Genomic DNA, 18,216 nt, shown 5'->3' on the forward strand with positions numbered 1-18,216 from the left:
TAAGCTGATGCAGCAAAGAAGGAGATTGCACCTATCCTGCCTGCAAATTCGACTTACACATATGTCGCTTCAGAAGGGGAGCTCTGGCCTGGTCGCACCTCTCTTGATGGTCATGATTCGCTCGTGGAAGTCACGGGCTGCAACCTCTCGCGGGTACCGGGAGCGCAGTTCCTTGTCCAGCTCATCAGCGACTAAAAGCAGGGACGGGAGAGACTTGCGGTCGGCTTCGAGTGCCGTAGTGCCCATTCCGATGGCTTCTTCTATGTCGCCGGTGCGGGCGGCGGCCACACCGAGAGTGAGACGGGCCTCTGCGGCACGCATGGGGGAGATCTCGGTGCCGTCGGGGCCGGTGCTGATGCGGATCACTGAGCGGGCGTGGGTGGCGGCGCGTTCGTCGTCTCCGAGGAGACGGTAGGCGTCCATCTCGTAGAAGTCCCACTTGTCCGGGTCAATGATGAAGTGGTGCTCAGGGTGATCCGGTCGGGGTAGTCGGTCCAGGCGGGCGCGGCCAGCATCCAGGGAATCGCGGACCATGCGGCCGTCTCCCATGCGGGCAGCGGCGCGGGCCTTGTGCGCGTAGAGCTGCACGCCGACGGAATGGGTCTGGTCGGCGACGTGGCCGGCCTCGACGGCTTCGAGCATGTCTTGCCAACGGCTCTGGGTGAGGGCGAACCAGGCTTCGATCTCCCACGCCCATGCCATGATCTCGCCGTGGCCTGCCTCCTGGCCTATGCGGAGTGCGGCGGCCTTGCTGAGGTTCGCGGCCTCGCGCTGGCCTCGGTCGTACTGGACGCACGCGTTCAGCAGGAACAGCCAACCGGTGTCGACGAGTAATTCCCGGTGCTGGCGGAGGGTCATGCGGCCTTCGAGTTGCTTGGTGACGTACTGGAGGCCGTTGCGGGTGCGGTCGTGGAGGTAGTCCGCATCGGCATACGGGTAGGCGCGGGCCAGTTGGTCAATGCCCTGTTCGATCGACTCCAGGGCGGCGCTGTTGATGCTGGACATCTCCGTACGTCGGAGCATCTCGGCGATGTCCCACAGTCCGGCTCCGCCCTGTGCGATCAAAGTGCTGGGGTCCTCGGTTCGGGAAGTGACGGCCGGTCGTTCCAACTCCCATGGGCGGGGCGCGAGTCCTGCGAGATGGCCAGGGATGCGCAGTCCGTCGACGACTTCGAGGATCTTGAAGTACTGCGTGATCCGGGGGCGGACGCCCTTGCCGTCAGTCTCGGGACGGGCCATCTTGCCGATGTGTTCGCGCTTGTAGCCGACGGCCTCGGAGATCTTCGCGTAGCTGATGTGGCCATGGATCTTCGCGAGTCTGAAGACTTCACCGAAGTCGTGGTTGGCGATTGCTGACCGCACGTCCGCGCGTTCGAGTACGTGCGGCGGCAGAGCTGCCGGTGTCGGCGCTACCTCGGCCATCTCACTTCCCCATCGTGATTGACCTGACGCTCTTCGTCAGATCGGCTCTCTCGATCTGAACTCACGTCCTAACTCCGAGTGTACCGGTGAGGGGGATCCCCAAGAGGGGGGAGCGGCACGTGGGTTGAAGGGTGCACCCTCGTCACCCTGCCGGGAGGGCCTCGGTAGACGTGACCTGACGGGACCCGTTCATGGACGCGAGAAGAGCGCGACAACATGCGCACTTAGCCAGTGAACTGGATGCGTACGCACACTGGTTCACCGCGCCGGATCCCTCGTCCGGCGGGCACTACCTGACGCTGACCCTCTTCGCCGACTGCGGCAACGCCACACGCGTCGCACGTGACCAGACGGCCGAGTTCCTCCGGGGCATGGGCGCCAGCGAAGTGGTGGACGACGCACGGCTGATCGTTTCAGAGCTGGTCGGGAACGTGGTGAACCACGTGGTGCCGGAACGCTCCCTGACACGTCCTGGCGGCTCCCGTCGTATTGACGTGCACTTCAAGGTGTGGCCGAAGTGGCTGTTCATCGGGGTCGCGGATGAGGACTCGTCGCCGCCGCTGCTGCCGCTCGGTGACACGTTCTGGCCGGGCCTGATGGAAGAACTGTCGGAAGCGGTCCTGCCGGACAGCGGCCGGGGGCTGCTCATCGTTCAGCGCTTGGCGACGGCGGTGTGGTGGTCGCCGGAAGACCGGGGCGGCAAGACCGTGTGGTGCCGCCTCGATCTCGGTGCTGGGACTCGGGGCCTGCCGTCTTGATGATCTCCGGCTGTCGTTGCGCGTCTTGCTCTCTCATGAGTGCGCGGCGGCCGGGTGCCGGAAGGTAGCTCATCCGGCGAACGGGGTGTGGCTCCTGGGACGGTCCGCTGAGATCCCCGCTCAGCTCCCAGGGGCCACGCTTCACAACCGAAGACCGAGACCGGGCCACCCACTCAGCCCTGGAAAGCGGAGGGTGGCCCGGTTGGGGAACGCGAAGATCCCCGGTGCCTGATGGTACCGGGGCCTTCGTGCTGTGCATCTGCCCTGGACCAAACAGAGTTGACGATCCGTTATCTACATCAGGGCAGAGGTGGGACACGTGAGCGGCTCGGGTGAGGGCTGGCTGAGTGACGGGCTGGACGACGTTGCGGGCGTGGGATCCGGTCTGTGGGTGCGCGGCGTCGACTACATGTCGGGCTGGCGCGTGGCGCGTGAGGCCGCCGATCAGCTGAACCTTGCACTTCTCTTAGCAGAGTTCCAGCCGTCCGAGTTACGGGCCGTAGCCGCGACGAACGACGACGGGCACGGCGTGGTGCGCCTGGTAGGCCTGCCCGGTGCGGCCGTCCGGCTCGCGGGACTCCTGGAGAGGCTCGGCGATGGCGACGAAGGAGCGCTGTGAGGGCGCTTCCGCTGGTGAGTGGTGCACGTGGGCACGTCGCCGGCCGCAGAGACTTTGGGCGGGAGCTGCCATGGGGCGAGTGAACAGGGGGCCTTACGCTCGCCCGGCGAATCGGGCAGGTACTGGACCTGCCCGGTGTTGTGCCCGATTGGCCCCCTGTTCTTCGAGGCTCGCCCCATGGTGGCTGCCTAAAGTCTCGGAGGCCGTCGACCCCCAGCCACCCACGCCCTGGCTGGCTTCGGCCGATCGACGCCTTGCCACCTCGGGCGGGCTTCGGTCTGGGGCGTCGGGCGACCGGGCGGGATCGGCGGTCACGCCGCACGCCCGGCCGGGGCGGCCAGGCGCCCCGGCGCGCCGCAGGCGCGCCCTTGAGGAAGTGAAGACAGATTCGACCGATCGCCCTTGGCGCTCAGGCGCGGGCGCGTCGCGCGGGCTGCTTGTCGGCGGTGATCCGGTAGGCGAGTTCGGCACGGTCCGCGCCGACGCGGAGCTCTTCGAGCATCAGCGGGCGGTCGTCGGTGCCGTGTGTGACGCGGGCCAGGTGCAGGATCGGGGTCGCGTCGGGGAGCTGGAGCGTGGTGCGCTCGTCGGGCAGCGGCATGCGGGCGCGGACCGTCTCGGACCACCAAAGCTTGTGGCCGTCTTCGGTGAGCAACCGGTAGAACGCTGCCGGGCGCTTGCACGGCTCCTCCGCGATCAGGGGGACGTCTTCGGCCACTGCGAAGGGGATCGAGGTGCGGTGCATCGCTCGGGTACCGGTGCCGGGGTCGATGAGCAACCTGTCGCAGGCGAACAGGGCTTCCTCTTCACCGAGTTCGAGCAACCGGCCGGTGGCCTTCGTGGTGTGCGTGCGGTACGGGTTCGGCTCCTCGGCCTCGTTCCAGACGTCGCCGTTGGGCATCACGAACCGTCCGTCGGAGGTTCGGCTGATGCGGCGTTCGATGGTCAGGGTGGGCTGTCCGTCGGAGCGTACGAAGCTGCCCTTGCCGTGGCGGACGTCGATGAGTCCTTCGGCGCGCAGTGCCGCGATGGCGTTGCGGACGGTGGGGCGGGAGACCTGGTATCGGGCCATGAGCTGGGCTTCGGACGGCAACAGGGAGTCGGGCGCGAACTCGCCCGACAGGATCGCTTCGCGAATGGCGGCGGCCACCTGCTGGTAGAGGGCGCCGGGGCGCTGGATCTCCGTCATCTCGGCATCTCCGGTTCGAGGTCGTAGTCACGTCTCACGCTCGACGTCACTCGTCAGCATAAGTAGATCTTCGCCGTACAGGACTCCACACTCATAACTCGTAAGGACAAGTGACGTCCGGATGAGTTCCGAGCGTTCCGACTGGCCAGGGAGGCCAAGCAATGCAGTCCATTCCCGTGGACACTGCGCGGCTGGGCGTACTGCGGTGCGCCATCGCGCCCGAAGTGAAGATCAGCAACTCCGAGACACAGGAGGTGAAGAAGGACCGGGACGGCAACCCGGTCTACACCGTGGCAGTCACGGTGCGGCAGGACCGGCGGCGGATCTCCGTGATCGAGATCGCCGTGAGCGGTGAGCTGAAGGGGATCGAGGAAGGACAGCTCGTCAAGGTCACCGGACTGACGGCGTTCGCCTGGGCGATGGGCGACCGGCACGGGATCAGTTTCCGCGCCGACGCCGTCACGCCCGTGCATGCAACTCCCGCGCCTGCCAAGGGTGGTGGCGCGTGATGAGTGGTCCCATCGTGCTCGCCTTCGGGCTCGCCGTACTGGCGTGGGTGCTTGTCGTGGGCGACCTGGTGCGGCGGCACCGTCCGGTCTGGCACTGGTACGTCACCGGCTATCCGGTGACCGCGTGCCGGGTGGTGTTCACCTGGCGCAAGGTGGCCATGCTCAACGACCTAGCGGTGTCCCGGCGACCGCCGCGCGGGCTGCTCGGCAACGTGGTCGTCAAGGGCGATCCGCTGCGGCCGGTGGCTCCCCGGATCTCGTTCCCGCGCGCCAACCGCACGGGCCTGACCGTGACCGTGCGCCTGCACGCGGGCCAGACACCGGCGACATACCTGAAGGCGGCCGATGCCCTCGTGCACGCGTGGAAGGTCCACGCCGTGCGGGTCACCTCGCCGGAACGCGGGCTCGTACTCCTAACGGCCACGGCCACGGATCCGCTTCAACGGCCTGGTCTGGCCACCGCCCCCGCCGTACTGCTGTCCGCCCTCATCGGCGCTCTGGAGAGCGGCGGCGCCTGGGTGATGAACCTACGGCTGGTCCCGCACTGGCTCATCGCGGGCGCCACCCGGTCCGGCAAGTCCACGCTGCTGGCCCGGCTCATCACTCAACTCGCCCCGCAACCGGTCGCCCTGGTCGGCATCGACTGCAAGGGCGGCATGGAACTCGGTCTGTTCGCCGGACGGTTGAGCGCCCTCGCGACGTGCCGCCGTGAAGCGGCCGCCGTCCTGAGCGCGCTCGTCGTCGACATGCAGGACCGCATGGCGGCCTGCCGGTCTGCGGGAGTCCGCTCGATCTGGGAGCTACCCGACAAGCTCCGGCCCGTTCCGGTCGTCGTGATCGTCGACGAGATCGCGGAGCTGTACCTGTCCGACGGCACCCGCGAGAGCAAGGCAGAGGCAGAGCAGTGCTCCACGCTCCTGCTGCGCCTGGCGCAGCTCGGGGCCGCGCTCGGTCTGCACCTGGTCGTGGCCGGACAGCGGGTCGGCTCGGACCTCGGGCCCGGTGTGACCGCGCTGCGGGCTCAGCTCGGCGGCCGGATCTGCCACCGGGTCAACGACCCCGGAACGGCGGAAATGACGCTGGGTGACCTCAACAAGGACGCCGTGGCGGTCGCTCAGTCGATCACGGCGGAGGAACGGGGCGTGGCCGTCTGCACGGGCCCGGACGGCGGTTGGAGCCGTGCGCGCTCCCACCTCACGACGACTGAAGAGGCCGTGTCGACGGCCCGGAAGCACGCGGCCATGGCCCCGGAACTGCCCACCCTGGAGCGCGCCTTGGCGGCGTTGGAAGGAGACAGCAAGTGATCAGCGAAGGTACGGCGTTCACGTTCGCGGTGATCTTCGGGATCATCACCGTCCTCCTCTTCCGCTCCCGTGACGTGCGCGCCTGGGAGGCGGTCTGTGTCGGCCTCTTCGGCCTCTACCTCGGCCAGACGCCCGTGATCTACACCGTGCACGGGCTCGTCACCTGGATGATCAACGGCTTCTCCCACACCTGAGCAGAAGGGACGTACCCCCATGCCCATGCCTCGCGTGAGGTGCCCCGTCTGCAAGGGCGACGGGGCCCGGAAGACCTGGACCGGACGGCTTCGGCGCTGCCGGGTCTGCCGGGGCACCGGAACCATCCGCTGACCGACCCGCACCACACCAGATCAAGAAGGGAGTGATCCCCATGACCGACCACGCGCGACCAACCATCACCCATGCCGCCTCGGCGGCCCACCCCGGAAGGTCACCACCATCACCCCGGAGTACACCCCGGCTGACAGGCGCGCCGCCCTCGACCGCGCGGCGCGCCTGCGTCAGCTCCCCGAAGCAGACCGCGACGCAATCCGCATCGCCCAAGATCCGAACTTTCCTCGCTGGCTTGAGCAGATCACCGCAACCGGCGGCTGCTCCCACCCCGTCCACCTCTCCGGCTCGACCACCACCCTGGACGCAACGACCGGCGAGATCCTCCACCACTACGACACCCGCCATGAGCCCGGCGAACGCCTCCTCGTCCGCTGCCGCAACCGACGCGCCACCATCTGCCCCGCCTGCTCCCGCCTCCACGCCGGAGACACCTTCCACCTCGTCCGCGCGGGCCTCCTCGGCGGCAAGAACGTCCCCGCCACCGTCCGCCACCGACCCCGGCTCTTCATCACCCTGACCGCACCGTCCTTCGGCCCCGTGCACCGTGCCGGCGACGCCCGGTGCCGACCCCGCCGGGACGGCGCCACCTGCGAGCACGGACGCCCCCTCGGCTGCGGCACCGTCCACGCCCCGGACGCTGCCGTGGTCGGCCAACCGCTTTGCCCCGACTGCTACGACTACACCGCCCACGTGCTCTGGCACGCACATGCCTCCAAGCTGTGGGACCGGTTCGTCATCGACACCCGGCGGCGCCTGGCCTCCTCGGCCGGCCTCGTACAGTCCCAACTCGCCCGGCACGCCCGGCTCTCCTTCGCCCGCGTCGCCGAGTACCAGAAGCGCGCGGCCGTCCACGTCCACGCCGTCATCCGCCTCGACGGCCCGGCCGGACCCACCGACGAACCCCCGCCCTGGGGCACAACCGAACTGCTCACCGACGCCGTACACGCCTCCGCCCGGCGGGTCCGGGTCCACACCACCTACACCCCCGCCGTAGGAGAGATGGCCCTGCGCTGGGGCACCAAGGCCGACGCCCGCCCGCTGCGCGCCCACGCCGACTGCCCCGACGATGACGCGGTCGCCGCCTACGTGGCCAAGTACGTCACCAAGGGAGCGAGCGAGACTGGCGCCGGCACGGACCACCCGCTCACCACTTGGCACGACATCGAATCGGCACCCGTCAGCACACACGTCCGCACCCTCATGCGTACCTGCTGGCGCCTCGCCAAACTCCCCGAGTACGCACCCCTGCGCCTGCGCGCCTGGACTCACACCCTCGGCTACCGGGGCCACATCCTCACCAAATCCCGCGCTTACTCCACCACCTACGCCGCACTCCGCGCCGAACGCGCCCACCACCTCGGCCACACCGACATCCCCGACACGGTCACCGAACGCCACTGGCGCTACGCCGGCTCCGGCCACACCCCCGGCGCCGCCCTCATCGCCGCCGGAATCGCCGAAGACCTGGCAACCGCTCGGGAAGCAGCGCACGACGCTGTCTCCGCTGCCTTCAGGGGCGCTCTTGGTACCGGATGAGCTTCGTAGGCGAGTGGCCGAGTCGCGCGCTCGGCAAGGGCTTCCCCCGGTGATCGAGGACCTGGCGGTTATCGAACGTGTGGCGTTGGCTTTCCGCCTCATCGATCCGGACATACCCACGACCGGGAGCGGTGCCGATGTTAGCCCCGCCGCAAGGTGGCCCGGGCGCGTTCCGGGGAGTCGACCGCGTACTGCAGTGTCCCGTCCGCCGAGGGTGTGAGGGTGATGGTCACGACACCGACGCAGTTGCTCTTGCCTTCGGTGATCTGCTCCTTCACCTCAAGCGCTTGGCCAGTCTGGGAGACGAGCACCCAGTTGCCGCTGCACTCTAGTGTCGGATATTCGACAGTGGCCACCGTTTCCCCGATTGCGCCGCCCTTGTAGTTGACCTTGACGGGATAGGTGTCGCTCTCGCCTTGCTTCACCGAGCCCCGCCAGGTGCCTTGGTATTTTGTTATAGCTGCAAGAAATTCAGCGGCGCGATTGGTTCCGCCCGTCTCCTTGTAGCGGAAGTGCGGACACCGCTCCTTAGGAAGTTTTCCATAGTTGGCCGCTATGCAGTCGGCTATATCTCTCCTATCCCTGAGCTGACAGAGGGGGTCGGCTACGGCGCGCCGCCCGAGCCCTAGATCTGGAAGGTCATAGGAAAGACACCAACTCTCAGTCCTCCCCTTGATGGAATCAGGGAGAGTAATCGCATAACTTGGCGCCAATTCTGCGACTATTCCAGTTTCTGGGAATTGAGGATCACCGAGCAAAGCCACGCCTGCGATCCAGTCCAAGACCGCCGTAGAATCAGCTATGGCAAGGAATTTATGAATAACCCAAGCGCCCTGCGAGTATCCGACAAGAACGTACCGCTCGTCACCGCATTCAGCACGGCGTCTACTGAGCTGGTCACTCAACGTTATGGCCCCATTGGTGACCGCTTCCAGATTGCGGTTGGTTCGCGGCTTGAGGAGCTGCAAAAGAGTCTGCTTCGGATAGTTGACCGGCGCGGCATCCAGCGTCAAGCCCGAGTTTGACATGCTTTGCTTGTATTTGTTCCACACGTCTGCTACTTCGAGACCAAACCCTTCTTGCTCCACGCCGTGAGCGCCGAAGAAGAATATGTCCTTGCACTCTATGGCCTGGGGTGACGATCCGCTATGCGCATCCGTCGCCGGAGACTGAATAGTCAACCCGAAAAAGAGCGAGATCGCTCCAAAGTACGCGGTCAACTTTCTCAAGGTCATGAATACCCTCCCGGCAAGAGCCTCTGGAGGCGAACGCACGAGGGTCCGGATCCCAACCCTTCACAGTGCGATGGTGACTCTTTCACCACAATGCACTCATCTCCCATGGGACGCATCTGGAACGATGTGTTCACTACAGTCCCACCAGCCACTTGGACGCCGGTCCACCCCCGCCTACGCGATCCAGTCGAGCACAAAACGATCCGCGTCCCACCGTTTCCGTGGGTCCGCCGGACGTACCTCGACAGACCGCACACACGCCGTAATGATCGCCCGGCGCTGGGAGTTGTTCATCTTCTTCCAACGCGCCTGCATGTCCTCGTAGGTGCCGACGAAACCGCTGAGGACGGCAAGTCGGGAGACCTTCGAGAGCTTGTTCCGGTTCCGGTTCAGCCGCTCCTCGATGGGCTGACGGGCGATCATCCATTCCTTGCGGCTGATCCTCCGCTCCCCCATGTCCTTCGCGAGGGCTTCGATTTCCTCCTCATCTTCCCGGATCTCGTCGTACAGCTCCTTCCCCACGTGGTCCTGGTCGCGTAGGCGTTGCATGAACACCGGAGACTCAAGAGCGGCCAACACCATGTCCCGTACGTGATCGTCCGTCCGCTCAGCGTTCGTGGCCGTACCGGCGCACGCGTCCGTGCCGGGCGTGTTGGGGCACACGTAGCGAGGTACCCCGCTCCTGGGGCGACCGACCATGCCCCAACCGCACGTGCTTCCATCCGCCTTCGGCTTTCCGCATTGCAAAACGCCCGTGAGCAGATAACTGCGCTTGGTCGTCCCCTCCACACCACGCCTTCGGTGCAGGGTCGCTGAGAATGCGCCGAACACGGTCCGAGTCCTCATGGCTGATGATGCCCGGCCAGACGGCATCGGCGACGATCTCGCCCAGCAACGGGCGCGTGCTCTCCCACGAATTACGCGGCGTGTGTTCGCGGCGCCCGCTGATCCGTGCGGACGCGAGTAAGCGGCGCAGTCCAGTGGGCTTCCACGGCTTGCCCGCCGGACTCGTGATCTCCCGTTCCTGCCAGTCCCGGCAGATGCTCGCCAGACTCTCGTTGGCGAGTACGCGCCGGACACCTTCGCGTATGACCTCGGCCTCGCTCTCACGGATCGTCATGCGGTCGTCTTCGTATCCGAACGGCCGCTTCCCTCCCCCGGCCACGCGCCCCACCTCGGCGGCCTGGCGGCGCTGCCGCTTCTGCCGCTCGGACTTGTGCTCCGCCTCGTGGCGGGCGGCGGCCCCCAGCATGCGGGCCACCATGCGGCCTGTCGGCGTCGCAAGGTCGATCTCACCGCTCACCGTGGCGAGTTCGACGCCCTGACGGTCGGCGAGATCGATAACGTCTTCCAACTCGCGCGGCGACCGTGTCAGCCTGTCCACATGCCATACGGCGATCGCGTCGATCTCACCCCTGCTGATGTCCGCCAACAACTCCTGCCACTGGGGACGCGGAGCGCCCGAGTACGCGCTGACGTCGTTGTCCGGGTACACGGCTACGAGGTCCCAACCCATGCGAGCGCACAGTGCCCGGCAGTCCTCTTCCTGACGTGCGACGCCGAGTCCGGCTCCGCCCCGGTCCTGGCTGATCCGGCAGTAGATCGCCGCTCGCCTCGTGCCCCTGGTGCCCTTCGTTCCCGTGGAGTTCGTCATGGGTCACATAGGTACACCCTCGTAGGTACTGGTGTGTCCTGCCCGATCGGCGTCGCACCTGCCCCGACCAACGACTGACTGCATGCTGTCCAGCCTCTCGGGCGTATGCCGCAGGACAGGTGGGGCTCCGTAGACGATGGCCACCCGGATCGGCTCGTCGGCGCGCTCCGCGTGGATCTCGCCGAGCGCGTCGAGCAACCGTTCGTAGCGCCGGCGGGTCATCGCCTGCTCCACAGGATCGTCGGCCATCATCTCCGCCCGCAACGTCGACGGCAGATCGTCGACCACCAGGTCCTCGTCGAGGAAAGCGCGCGGACCGCGCAGCGCGAACCCCTGGCATCGCCTTCCACGCTTCGTAGGTCCGCCTCCGGGCAATCCACCCAAGTCGCGGCCTTCCACTTCGCGTGCGAGCCTGAGTTCATGATCAGGCAACTACCTGGCCCGTCTGCCCGTTCGGGCCGGAGTACGGACGTGTGGCCGCCGGGCGGGGCTCTCGAAAGGAACCGCGCCCCATGATTCCCGTCACCGCGTCACCTGTGCGTCTCGAGGCGTCTCTCGATCCTCGGCTGTCCAGATGGCTGTGGCTGGTGAAGTGGCTCCTCGCCATCCCGCACTACATCGTGCTGTTCTTCCTTTGGATTGCGTTCGTCTTCGTGACGATCATCGCGTTCTTCGCCATCCTGTTCACCGGCCGATACCCCCGGTCCCTCTTCGACTTCAATGTCGGCGTACTGCGCTGGAACTGGCGTGTCAGCTATTACGCGCACACTGCGCTCGGCACCGACCGGTACCCGCCGTTCACCCTCGCGGATGTACCCGACTATCCAGCGCATCTCGACGTTGTCTATCCGGAGCGTCTGTCCCGCGGACTGGTCCTGGTGAAGTGGTGGCTGCTGGCGATCCCGCAGTACATCGTCGTCGGAATGTTCGTCGGCGGCTGGGGATGGGGCCGGGAAGGAGGGGACGGTTGGCATGACAGCGGCCTGATCCCCTTCCTCTCCCTGGTCGCCGTGATCATCCTGGCAGTTACCGCCCGTTACCCGGTTCACCTCTTCGACTTCTTGCTCGGCCTCGCCCGCTGGGTTGTGCGGGTGGCTGCCTATGCCGCACTGATGACCGATCAGTACCCGCCGTTCCGTCTCGACATGGGTGGGCAGGCCTCCCCGCTGACAAAGACATCGGCGAGCGGTTCCGGACGGTAGCCGGCCGAACAACCCCTCGCCTTTGGGGCGGGTCACTTCGGGTGGTCAGTACTCGTTGCGGCGCCGGAGCCTGAAGGGCCGGCCATCCGGGTCGACGAGAAGGCGATGCAGAGGCGTGCAGAGCGTCTTGGCCGTAGGCGAAAGGCTCGGTGGGCGATAGGCGCGCAGGCGCCCGGGTGGCCTGGGGCCGCAGCAACCGTTGTCGTGCCAGGAGTCCAGTGCGGCCGCGCTCGCCGCGAAGGCGTCGAAGGCGTTCATGGGATCGCAGAGCGGGTCAGGCGCGTGCAGGGTCTGGGGTGCTTCCCTGTCCAGGTGCTCGCGCGAGAGCTCCAGGCGCAGATTCCTGGCGTAGCTGCGCGCGCCATCCCCGAGACCGCCGGGGTCGCGCGGCTCACGTGGGTCCGTGCTCTCGTCCAGGACGGCACAGGTGAGTTCGGAGTCGTGGGTCCAGGAGCGGAGGTTGATGTTGTCGGATCCGACCGAGGCCCACACGTCATCGATCACGCACGCCTTGGCGTGCACGTACACCGGTGTCCCGGCGTGGTTCTCCAGCCCGTACACCGCGACGCGCCCACCACCGGCGCGGCGCAGTCTGTCCAGAGCCGTGATCCGGCCGATCAGGTTGATCGGCAGTGTGAGCCGGCCGTCCTGTTCGGGGACGGAGGGGATGACCGCGATCATGCGCAGACCGGAGTGGGCGATCAGCGCCTCGGCGAAGCATGCCACCACGTGCGGAGACCACAGGTACTGGTCCTCCAGGTAGATCAGGGCCCGGGCCCGCCGCAACGCCTTGCGGTAGCCGCGCGCGATACTGCGCTCACCGTCGGGGGCGAACTCGTAGCCGCGCAGCAGCCGGTTGGGGTAGGTGCGCAGGACCTGGACGGTGTGTGTACCGCAGGGCGGGGGGTCAGGTGCCTGGGGTGGCAGGGCGTCGGCACGTGTGTCCTCGTGGTGAGCGAGCTCCCGCAAGCGGACGAGCGGGCTGCGGGTGAGCGGCGCGGGGTCGTCCCAGCGTTCGCGGAAACCGGCCTCGATGTCACCGACGGCCGGTCCGCGTATCGCCAGCTGGATGTCGTGCCACGGTGGATGCCGTCCGTACGCGGCGGCGATGGGCAGTGACTGCGGGTCGCCGCGGTGCGTCGCGTCGTCGTTGCGGTTGTGGCACAGGTCGATGCCGCCGACGAACGCGATGTCGAGCTCGGGGCGGTCGGAATACCGGAGGACGACGAGCTTCTGGTGGTGCGAGCCGCCGGGGCGCACCCGCATGTCGAGCAGGCACTCGCCGCCCGCCGCTTCGATCTCCTCGCCGAGGTGGCGGTTCTCGGCCTCACTGAACTGGAAGCGGTCCAGGTGGGAGCGCCAGACAAGCCCTTTGACGATCACACCACGCTCGGCCGCCTCGCGCAGAACGGTGCCGATTTCACTCCCGGGACCAGCGAGGCGCTCGTCGGGATCGCCCCTCCAGTCGGTGAACAGGAGCAGGTCTCCCGCGCGCTGCGCGCGGATAGCGCTGAGGAGTTCTGGGAAGTACGTCGCTCCGTGGATGAGCGGCCGCACCAGGTTTCCGTACGACCAAGCCGCTCGATCCGATCGGCGGCTGTCCAGACGTGTCGCGCTGTTGCCGCGTTCGCCCGAGGTGAGCAGCCAGTTGGTGAGTTCCACAGCCCAGGTCCTCCAGCCGACACACACGGGTACCCGGTTCTCGTCCTCTCATCCTCGCGCGTCGGCCGCAGGACCTTGATGACTTGGGTACCAATAGGGTGCCTCCGTGACTGCCACGTTGAGTTCCACGAAAGCCCGCGCCGCGCTCCGCACATCGGCGCGTGTCTCCGCGGAGTTGCTGCTGATATTGGTGATGCTCTCGGTCGCACTGTGGGTTTTGGGCCGGATGTGGTCAGTGGTCTGGCCGCTCGTGGTCGGCCTGCTTCTGACCACACTGACCTGGCCCCTGGCTCGTTTCCTGCGTCGTCACGGGTGGAAACCCGCCCTCGCCGCGTCGGTCGTGACCGTGCTGTTCCTCGTGGTCGGCATGGGCGTGGTGGCGCTGATCGCAGTGCCGGTGGCGTCCCAGTCCGGCGAGCTGGCCGACGGCGTGGTCGAAGGCGTCCAGAAGCTGCGCGAGTGGGCCGCCGGGCCGCCGTTGAACATTGGTGACGCCCAGATCACCAAGGCCTTCGACACCGCGGTGGCCCGCGCTCAGGACGGCCTCGGCAGCATGGTCACCGCTGTCGTCACGGGAGTGAGCACCGTGGTCAACGGCGTCGTCACTGCCGTCCTGGCGCTCTTCCTGATGTTCTTCTTCCTCAAGGACGGCCCGCGGTTCCTGCCGTGGCTTGCCCGTCAGCTGCCCGGTCGGCTCGCCACCCACGTCCCGACCGTGGCTGCGCGCGGCTGGGACACCCTGGGCGCGTTCGTGCGTTCTCAGGCGGCCGTCGGCCTGCTCGACGCCGTCCTGATCGGCCTGGGCCTGTGGATTCTGGGAGTACCGCTGGTGCTCCCGCTGGCGATGCTGACCTTTGTCTCCGCGTTCGTGCCGATCATTGGCGCCCTGTTCGCCGGTTTGGTCGCGGTTCTTATTGCGCTGGTGTCCAACGGCCTGATGGACGCGCTGATCGTGTTGGCCATCATCGTCGTGGTGCAGCAGCTCGAGGGCAACGTGTTCCAGCCCATGATCCAAAGTCGTGGGCTTGGCCTCCATGCGGCCGTGGTCCTGCTGTCGGTGACGTTGGGCGCCAGTCTGGCCGGCATCGTGGGCAGCCTGCTCGCCGTACCGATCGCCGCACTGATCGCGGTGGTCTGGAACTATGTGCGCGAGCAGCTCAGCGAGCCGTCACAGGAACCGGGGACCGAGGAGTCGAACACCGGCGCCGCCGTCCCGTCGTAGCAGGGGCCTGCGTTCGGCCACCCGGCCCGACGCTGCCGGATCGCCGCCCGCACGACGGTACTCGATGCCGCCTGTCCGGCCATCGCCGCCCGACTGCGCCAACTGACAGTGTGCTTCCTGCTCGTTGAACAGCGTGTCGCCATAGGGATCCACCCAGCCGAGCTTGCCCGAGCCGTGCCGGTCGAGCGTGCTCGGCGCCCTCGCCAACGCTCAGAGATCATTTGCCGGACAATTCGGTTGCCCCCAACGACCCGATGCGGGCTGAATACCGTTCATGGCCGACATCCAGGGCTCATACGATGATCTGTTCACCGCCGTGCCCAGTGCGCTGGCCGCGTTGCTGGACGACGGAGACGTGGGCGCCTCGGTGGCGGTCTTCGTGGACGGCGAGCCGGTGGTGGACGTGTGGGGTGGGTTCGCCGACGCGGAGCGCACGGCCCCTTGGCAGCGGGACACGATCGTCAACGTCTGGTCCGTCACCAAGACGATGACGGCGCTGTGCGCGCTGGTTCTGGCCGATCGTGGTGAGCTCGATCCGGACGCGCCGGTCGCCCGGTACTGGCCGGAGTTCACGGTGGCGGGCAAGGAGGGGGTGCTGGTGCGGCACCTGCTCGCGCACACCGCCGGACTGCCCGACTGGGACGGGCCGGTGGACGAGCTCTACGACTGGCCGACCGCCACGGCGCGGCTGGCCGCGCAGGCCCCGCAGTGGGAACCCGGCAGCGCCGCCGGATACCACTCGATCACCCAGGGCTTCCTCGTGGGCGAGGTCGTACGCCGGATCACCGGCCGGAGCCTGGGCGAGTTCTTCGCCGAGGAAGTGGCGGGAACGCTGGGCGCGGACTTCCACATCGGGCTGCCCGCCGAGCACGACCACCGGGTGGCACTCACGGTCCCACCCCCGTCCCGGGACGAGGACTACACCGCGAGCGCGCCCGGCAGCAACGCGAGCCCAGCTTCCGGGACCGGGATACGGGTCCGCGACGGCAACAGTGTGGCCTGGCGCCGCGCGCAGATCCCCGCGGCGAGCGGATTCGGCAATGCCCGCTCGGTCGGCCTCGTGCAGTCGGTGATGGCCTGCGGAGGAGCGGTGCGCGGGGTGCGGCTGCTGTCGCGGGCGGGCTGTGACCGTGCGTGGGAGGAGCAGTTCAGCGGTGAGGACCGCGTCCTGGGCATGCCGATGCGCTACGGCCTGGGCTACGGGCTGTTCGGCAGCGCCTACGGGTGGGGCGGCTGGGGCGGCTCGTTGGTCATGATCGAGCCCGACGCCCGGATGGCGGTGGCGTACGTGACGAACCAGATGCGCGAACCCGCCGACGACAACCAGGGGCTGGAGGTCGTGATGGCCGCCTACGACGGGCTCAAGGGGCTGCGGGCCTGATCCGAAGCACGTGGCAGTCACGTGGCAGTCACGTGGCACCAGCGAACACGGCCGGCGGGACGGGGTCGAGCCGCCCGCGCACGCTGCACGCGCCGCCGACCGGCACCGAGGTCCGGTCAGCAGCGCGTCGCAGGGTCGCACTCAGGCCGAAGGCGCCCCCGTCAGCACTTCGACCCGCCCCGTGTCGAGCGAGTAGTACGCGCTGACCACGGCCAGATCGCCCTTCTGCACGAGCGGAGCGAGGTCCTTGTTGGACCGCAGGTCCTCGGAGGTCTGCTTGATGTGGACGCGGGTCATGGCGTCGACCGGGTCGGCGTGCTTCTCCTTGGAGATCACCTCGTACGCCGGGCGCAGGGCCTCGGCGATCGACTGCAGGTTGCCCGGCAGCGGCTTGTTGTCCTTCAGCGCCTTGTGCGCCGCCTTGATCGCGCCGCAGCGCTGGTGCCCGAGTACGACGATCAGCGGGGTCCCGGCCGTCAGGGGGCCGTACTCGGCGGAACCGACGACCACCGGCGCGACCACCTGGCCGCCGGTGCGCATCACGAAGAGGTCGCCGATGCCGGTGTCGAAGAGGAGCTCCGGCGGCACCCGGGAGTCGATGCAGGAGAGGATCACGCCGTAGGGTTCCTGCTCCTCGGCGACGAACTGACGTCGCTTCGGGTCCCGGTCGGGGTGCTGAAGCGCTCCGCTCACCCACCGCTTGTTGCCCTCCATCAGCCGCGCGAAAGCCGACCAGGGGGAGTCCGGCCGTGCGCCCGCGGCCGGGGACGGGGAGGTGGAAGCCGCCGCTCCCGCCGCCGCCGGCTTCGGCGTCCCGGTGCTGTCCGACTTCGACGAACAGCCGGTGATCAGAGCTGCGGAGGCCGCAAGCCCTCCAGTGAGAAAGGCCCTGCGCTGTGGTCGCCCGACACTAGGCATTGATCCGTTCCTTCCAGCAGGTGAGCGGGGTGAAGCAGGTGATGTCACTGTGTCGGGAGGCCGGTTAACGTCCGTAAAGGGCTGATGCAGCGCGGGCTAAGCGCATGTCCAAAACACACGCTGTCATGGGGAGAAACCCCTGGGTCACGGCCGGATCGACACCTGAGTCATTCGCTGAATCGACAGCGGACGCGGTCATTCCCCGCCTACGCTCCCTCGCATGCTGCTGACGCATGCTGCTGAGCCGAACGCTGCGGATGATCCTGGTGCTCGCTGTATCTGCGGACCTTCGAGCGGTCCGACGACTACCGCGACCGTCTGCTGCGGGACGTGACCTCCGTCCACCTCGCGGTCACCGCACGCGACCTCGCCAACACCGTGCCCTTGTTGCGAGCCGGCGGGTTCGTCGTCAGGTCCCTGGCGGGCGACGGTGGTGGTGTGGTGGCGCACCGAGGTGGTACGACGCTCCGGTTCGACTCCGTACCGCGCGACCAAGTGGGGCTACGGCAGGTCGACTTCTCGCTCAGCCGGGCCGTGCCGCACGCTCTCGAGGAACGGATCGGCCGGTCGGCGCTCGTCGTCGGGCCTGGCACCCGTGCGGTGTGGACTTTCGGCGGCATGCAGTAGACGACCGGCGTGCCTCAGCCTCCGCTGCCGTACGGCCTCGTCAAGATCTCCAGATTGTGGCCGTTCGGGTCGTCGAAGTAGGCGCCCCGGCCGCCGTCGTTGTGGTTGATCTCGCCGGGTCGGCGGTGGTACGGGTCCGCCCAGTAGGTCAGGCCGGCCTCCCGGATGCGGGCGAAGATCGTGTCGAAGTCGTCCTCGGAGACGAGGAACGCGTAGTGCTGCGGCGTGATGTCGCCGGGCGAGTCCAGGTAGTCGAGGGTCACGCCGTTCGGGATCTCGACCGGGGTGAAGGGGCCGTACTGCGGGCTCACCTTCAGCCCCAGGATGTCGGCCAGGAAGCGGGCCGAGGCGTGCTTGTCGTGTGCGGCGACGATGGTGTGGTTCAACTGAACGGTCATCGCGGGCCTCCTCATGTCCAACGTACTCCGGCGTACTCCGGCGATCGGTTGAGGTGAGGCTTGCCATAGCAAACTCCGGCGGGGGGCAGCCGTACGGAGGCACGCTGAGGGCCCCGGCGGATGGTCGACACTGTTGGCGAATCCGGGGCCTGAACGTGACGTCGGCCTTCATGACCCGTTGTGGTCGTGAAGGCCGACGTTGTGTTTGGGGGAGGGTGTCGGTGTCGTTGCACGCCAGGAAGATCGACGG

Annotated in this window: 19 protein-coding genes; 10 read left to right on the forward strand and 9 right to left on the reverse strand. The window is 67.6% G+C overall.

Going from position 1 to position 18,216, the window contains the following annotated elements; genetic code table 11:
• Nucleotides 1-69: 69 nt before the first annotated feature.
• Nucleotides 70-1,422: a hypothetical protein gene (locus tag CLM62_RS16435; RefSeq protein WP_095750623.1), complete on the reverse strand. Its 1,353-nt coding sequence runs from the start codon at nucleotides 1,420-1,422 to the stop codon at nucleotides 70-72.
• 191 nt (nucleotides 1,423-1,613) lie between these two features.
• Here CLM62_RS16435 and CLM62_RS16440 point away from each other — a divergent pair, with 191 nt between their 5' ends.
• Nucleotides 1,614-2,180, forward strand: coding sequence for an ATP-binding protein (locus CLM62_RS16440; RefSeq protein ID WP_095750624.1), 567 nt, complete (start codon nucleotides 1,614-1,616; stop codon nucleotides 2,178-2,180).
• Nucleotides 2,181-2,499: 319 nt separating this feature from the next.
• Nucleotides 2,500-2,799 (forward strand): hypothetical protein, encoded by a 300-nt coding sequence (locus tag CLM62_RS16445; RefSeq protein WP_095750625.1) that lies wholly within the window; start codon nucleotides 2,500-2,502, stop codon nucleotides 2,797-2,799.
• A gap of 409 nt (nucleotides 2,800-3,208) precedes the next feature.
• Here CLM62_RS16445 and CLM62_RS16450 read toward each other — a convergent pair whose 3' ends face one another.
• Nucleotides 3,209-3,988, reverse strand: coding sequence for a GntR family transcriptional regulator (locus tag CLM62_RS16450; RefSeq protein ID WP_095750626.1), 780 nt, complete (start codon nucleotides 3,986-3,988; stop codon nucleotides 3,209-3,211).
• A 161-nt stretch (nucleotides 3,989-4,149) separates the two neighbouring features.
• On the opposite strand from CLM62_RS16450, the gene CLM62_RS16455 reads away from it, so the two are divergent.
• From CLM62_RS16455 to CLM62_RS16470, 4 genes are all read left to right on the forward strand, one after another.
• The gene (locus CLM62_RS16455; RefSeq protein ID WP_095750627.1) at nucleotides 4,150-4,497 is read left to right on the forward strand and encodes a hypothetical protein; all 348 of its coding nucleotides are present in this window, start codon (nucleotides 4,150-4,152) and stop codon (nucleotides 4,495-4,497) included.
• Nucleotides 4,497-5,801 (forward strand): FtsK/SpoIIIE domain-containing protein, encoded by a 1,305-nt coding sequence (locus CLM62_RS16460; protein ID WP_095750628.1) that lies wholly within the window; start codon nucleotides 4,497-4,499, stop codon nucleotides 5,799-5,801. The genes CLM62_RS16455 and CLM62_RS16460 overlap by 1 nt, the downstream gene beginning before the upstream one ends.
• A complete protein-coding gene (locus CLM62_RS16465; RefSeq protein ID WP_095750629.1) occupies nucleotides 5,798-5,995 on the forward strand; it encodes a hypothetical protein in 198 nt (65 codons plus the stop codon). The genes CLM62_RS16460 and CLM62_RS16465 overlap by 4 nt, the downstream gene beginning before the upstream one ends.
• A 298-nt stretch (nucleotides 5,996-6,293) precedes the next feature.
• Nucleotides 6,294-7,667, forward strand: a complete 1,374-nt coding sequence (locus CLM62_RS16470) for a replication initiator (RefSeq protein WP_095750630.1) — start codon at nucleotides 6,294-6,296, stop codon at nucleotides 7,665-7,667.
• Nucleotides 7,668-7,807: 140 nt separating this feature from the next.
• Here CLM62_RS16470 and CLM62_RS16475 read toward each other — a convergent pair whose 3' ends face one another.
• From CLM62_RS16475 to CLM62_RS16485, 4 genes are all read right to left on the reverse strand, one after another.
• Nucleotides 7,808-8,902, reverse strand: coding sequence for a cutinase family protein (locus tag CLM62_RS16475; RefSeq protein WP_095750631.1), 1,095 nt, complete (start codon nucleotides 8,900-8,902; stop codon nucleotides 7,808-7,810).
• A 174-nt stretch (nucleotides 8,903-9,076) separates the two neighbouring features.
• Nucleotides 9,077-9,451: a hypothetical protein gene (locus tag CLM62_RS51525; protein WP_257003877.1), complete on the reverse strand. Its 375-nt coding sequence runs from the start codon at nucleotides 9,449-9,451 to the stop codon at nucleotides 9,077-9,079.
• Nucleotides 9,452-9,509: 58 nt separating this feature from the next.
• Nucleotides 9,510-10,556, reverse strand: a complete 1,047-nt coding sequence (locus CLM62_RS16480) for a recombinase family protein (RefSeq protein WP_257003878.1) — start codon at nucleotides 10,554-10,556, stop codon at nucleotides 9,510-9,512.
• A 3-nt stretch (nucleotides 10,557-10,559) separates the two neighbouring features.
• A complete protein-coding gene (locus tag CLM62_RS16485) occupies nucleotides 10,560-10,844 on the reverse strand; it encodes a hypothetical protein (RefSeq protein ID WP_095750632.1) in 285 nt (94 codons plus the stop codon).
• A 224-nt stretch (nucleotides 10,845-11,068) separates the two neighbouring features.
• On the opposite strand from CLM62_RS16485, the gene CLM62_RS16490 reads away from it, so the two are divergent.
• Nucleotides 11,069-11,758, forward strand: a complete 690-nt coding sequence (locus CLM62_RS16490; RefSeq protein ID WP_095750633.1) for a DUF4389 domain-containing protein — start codon at nucleotides 11,069-11,071, stop codon at nucleotides 11,756-11,758.
• Nucleotides 11,759-11,803: 45 nt separating this feature from the next.
• Here CLM62_RS16490 and CLM62_RS16495 read toward each other — a convergent pair whose 3' ends face one another.
• Nucleotides 11,804-13,420 (reverse strand): phospholipase D-like domain-containing protein, encoded by a 1,617-nt coding sequence (locus CLM62_RS16495; RefSeq protein ID WP_095750634.1) that lies wholly within the window; start codon nucleotides 13,418-13,420, stop codon nucleotides 11,804-11,806.
• Between the two features lie 118 nt (nucleotides 13,421-13,538).
• On the opposite strand from CLM62_RS16495, the gene CLM62_RS16500 reads away from it, so the two are divergent.
• Nucleotides 13,539-14,642, forward strand: a complete 1,104-nt coding sequence (locus tag CLM62_RS16500) for an AI-2E family transporter (protein ID WP_373559149.1) — start codon at nucleotides 13,539-13,541, stop codon at nucleotides 14,640-14,642.
• 274 nt (nucleotides 14,643-14,916) lie between these two features.
• The gene (locus CLM62_RS16510) at nucleotides 14,917-16,023 is read left to right on the forward strand and encodes a serine hydrolase (protein ID WP_095750637.1); all 1,107 of its coding nucleotides are present in this window, start codon (nucleotides 14,917-14,919) and stop codon (nucleotides 16,021-16,023) included.
• Nucleotides 16,024-16,164: 141 nt separating this feature from the next.
• On the opposite strand, the gene CLM62_RS16515 is transcribed toward CLM62_RS16510, so the two are convergent.
• Nucleotides 16,165-16,941 (reverse strand): carbonic anhydrase, encoded by a 777-nt coding sequence (locus CLM62_RS16515; RefSeq protein WP_179382118.1) that lies wholly within the window; start codon nucleotides 16,939-16,941, stop codon nucleotides 16,165-16,167.
• Nucleotides 16,942-17,220: 279 nt separating this feature from the next.
• On the opposite strand from CLM62_RS16515, the gene CLM62_RS16520 reads away from it, so the two are divergent.
• Nucleotides 17,221-17,568: a DUF5829 family protein gene (locus CLM62_RS16520; protein WP_306457913.1), complete on the forward strand. Its 348-nt coding sequence runs from the start codon at nucleotides 17,221-17,223 to the stop codon at nucleotides 17,566-17,568.
• Nucleotides 17,569-17,582: 14 nt separating this feature from the next.
• Here CLM62_RS16520 and CLM62_RS16525 read toward each other — a convergent pair whose 3' ends face one another.
• Nucleotides 17,583-17,966 carry a VOC family protein gene (locus tag CLM62_RS16525; RefSeq protein WP_095750639.1) on the reverse strand — a complete coding sequence of 128 codons (384 nt, stop codon included), beginning with the start codon at nucleotides 17,964-17,966 and terminating at the stop codon, nucleotides 17,583-17,585.
• Between the last annotated feature and the right edge of the window lie 250 nt (nucleotides 17,967-18,216).

It is taken from the genome of Streptomyces sp. SA15 (genome assembly GCF_002291145.1).
Classification (GTDB): domain Bacteria; phylum Actinomycetota; class Actinomycetes; order Streptomycetales; family Streptomycetaceae; genus Streptomyces.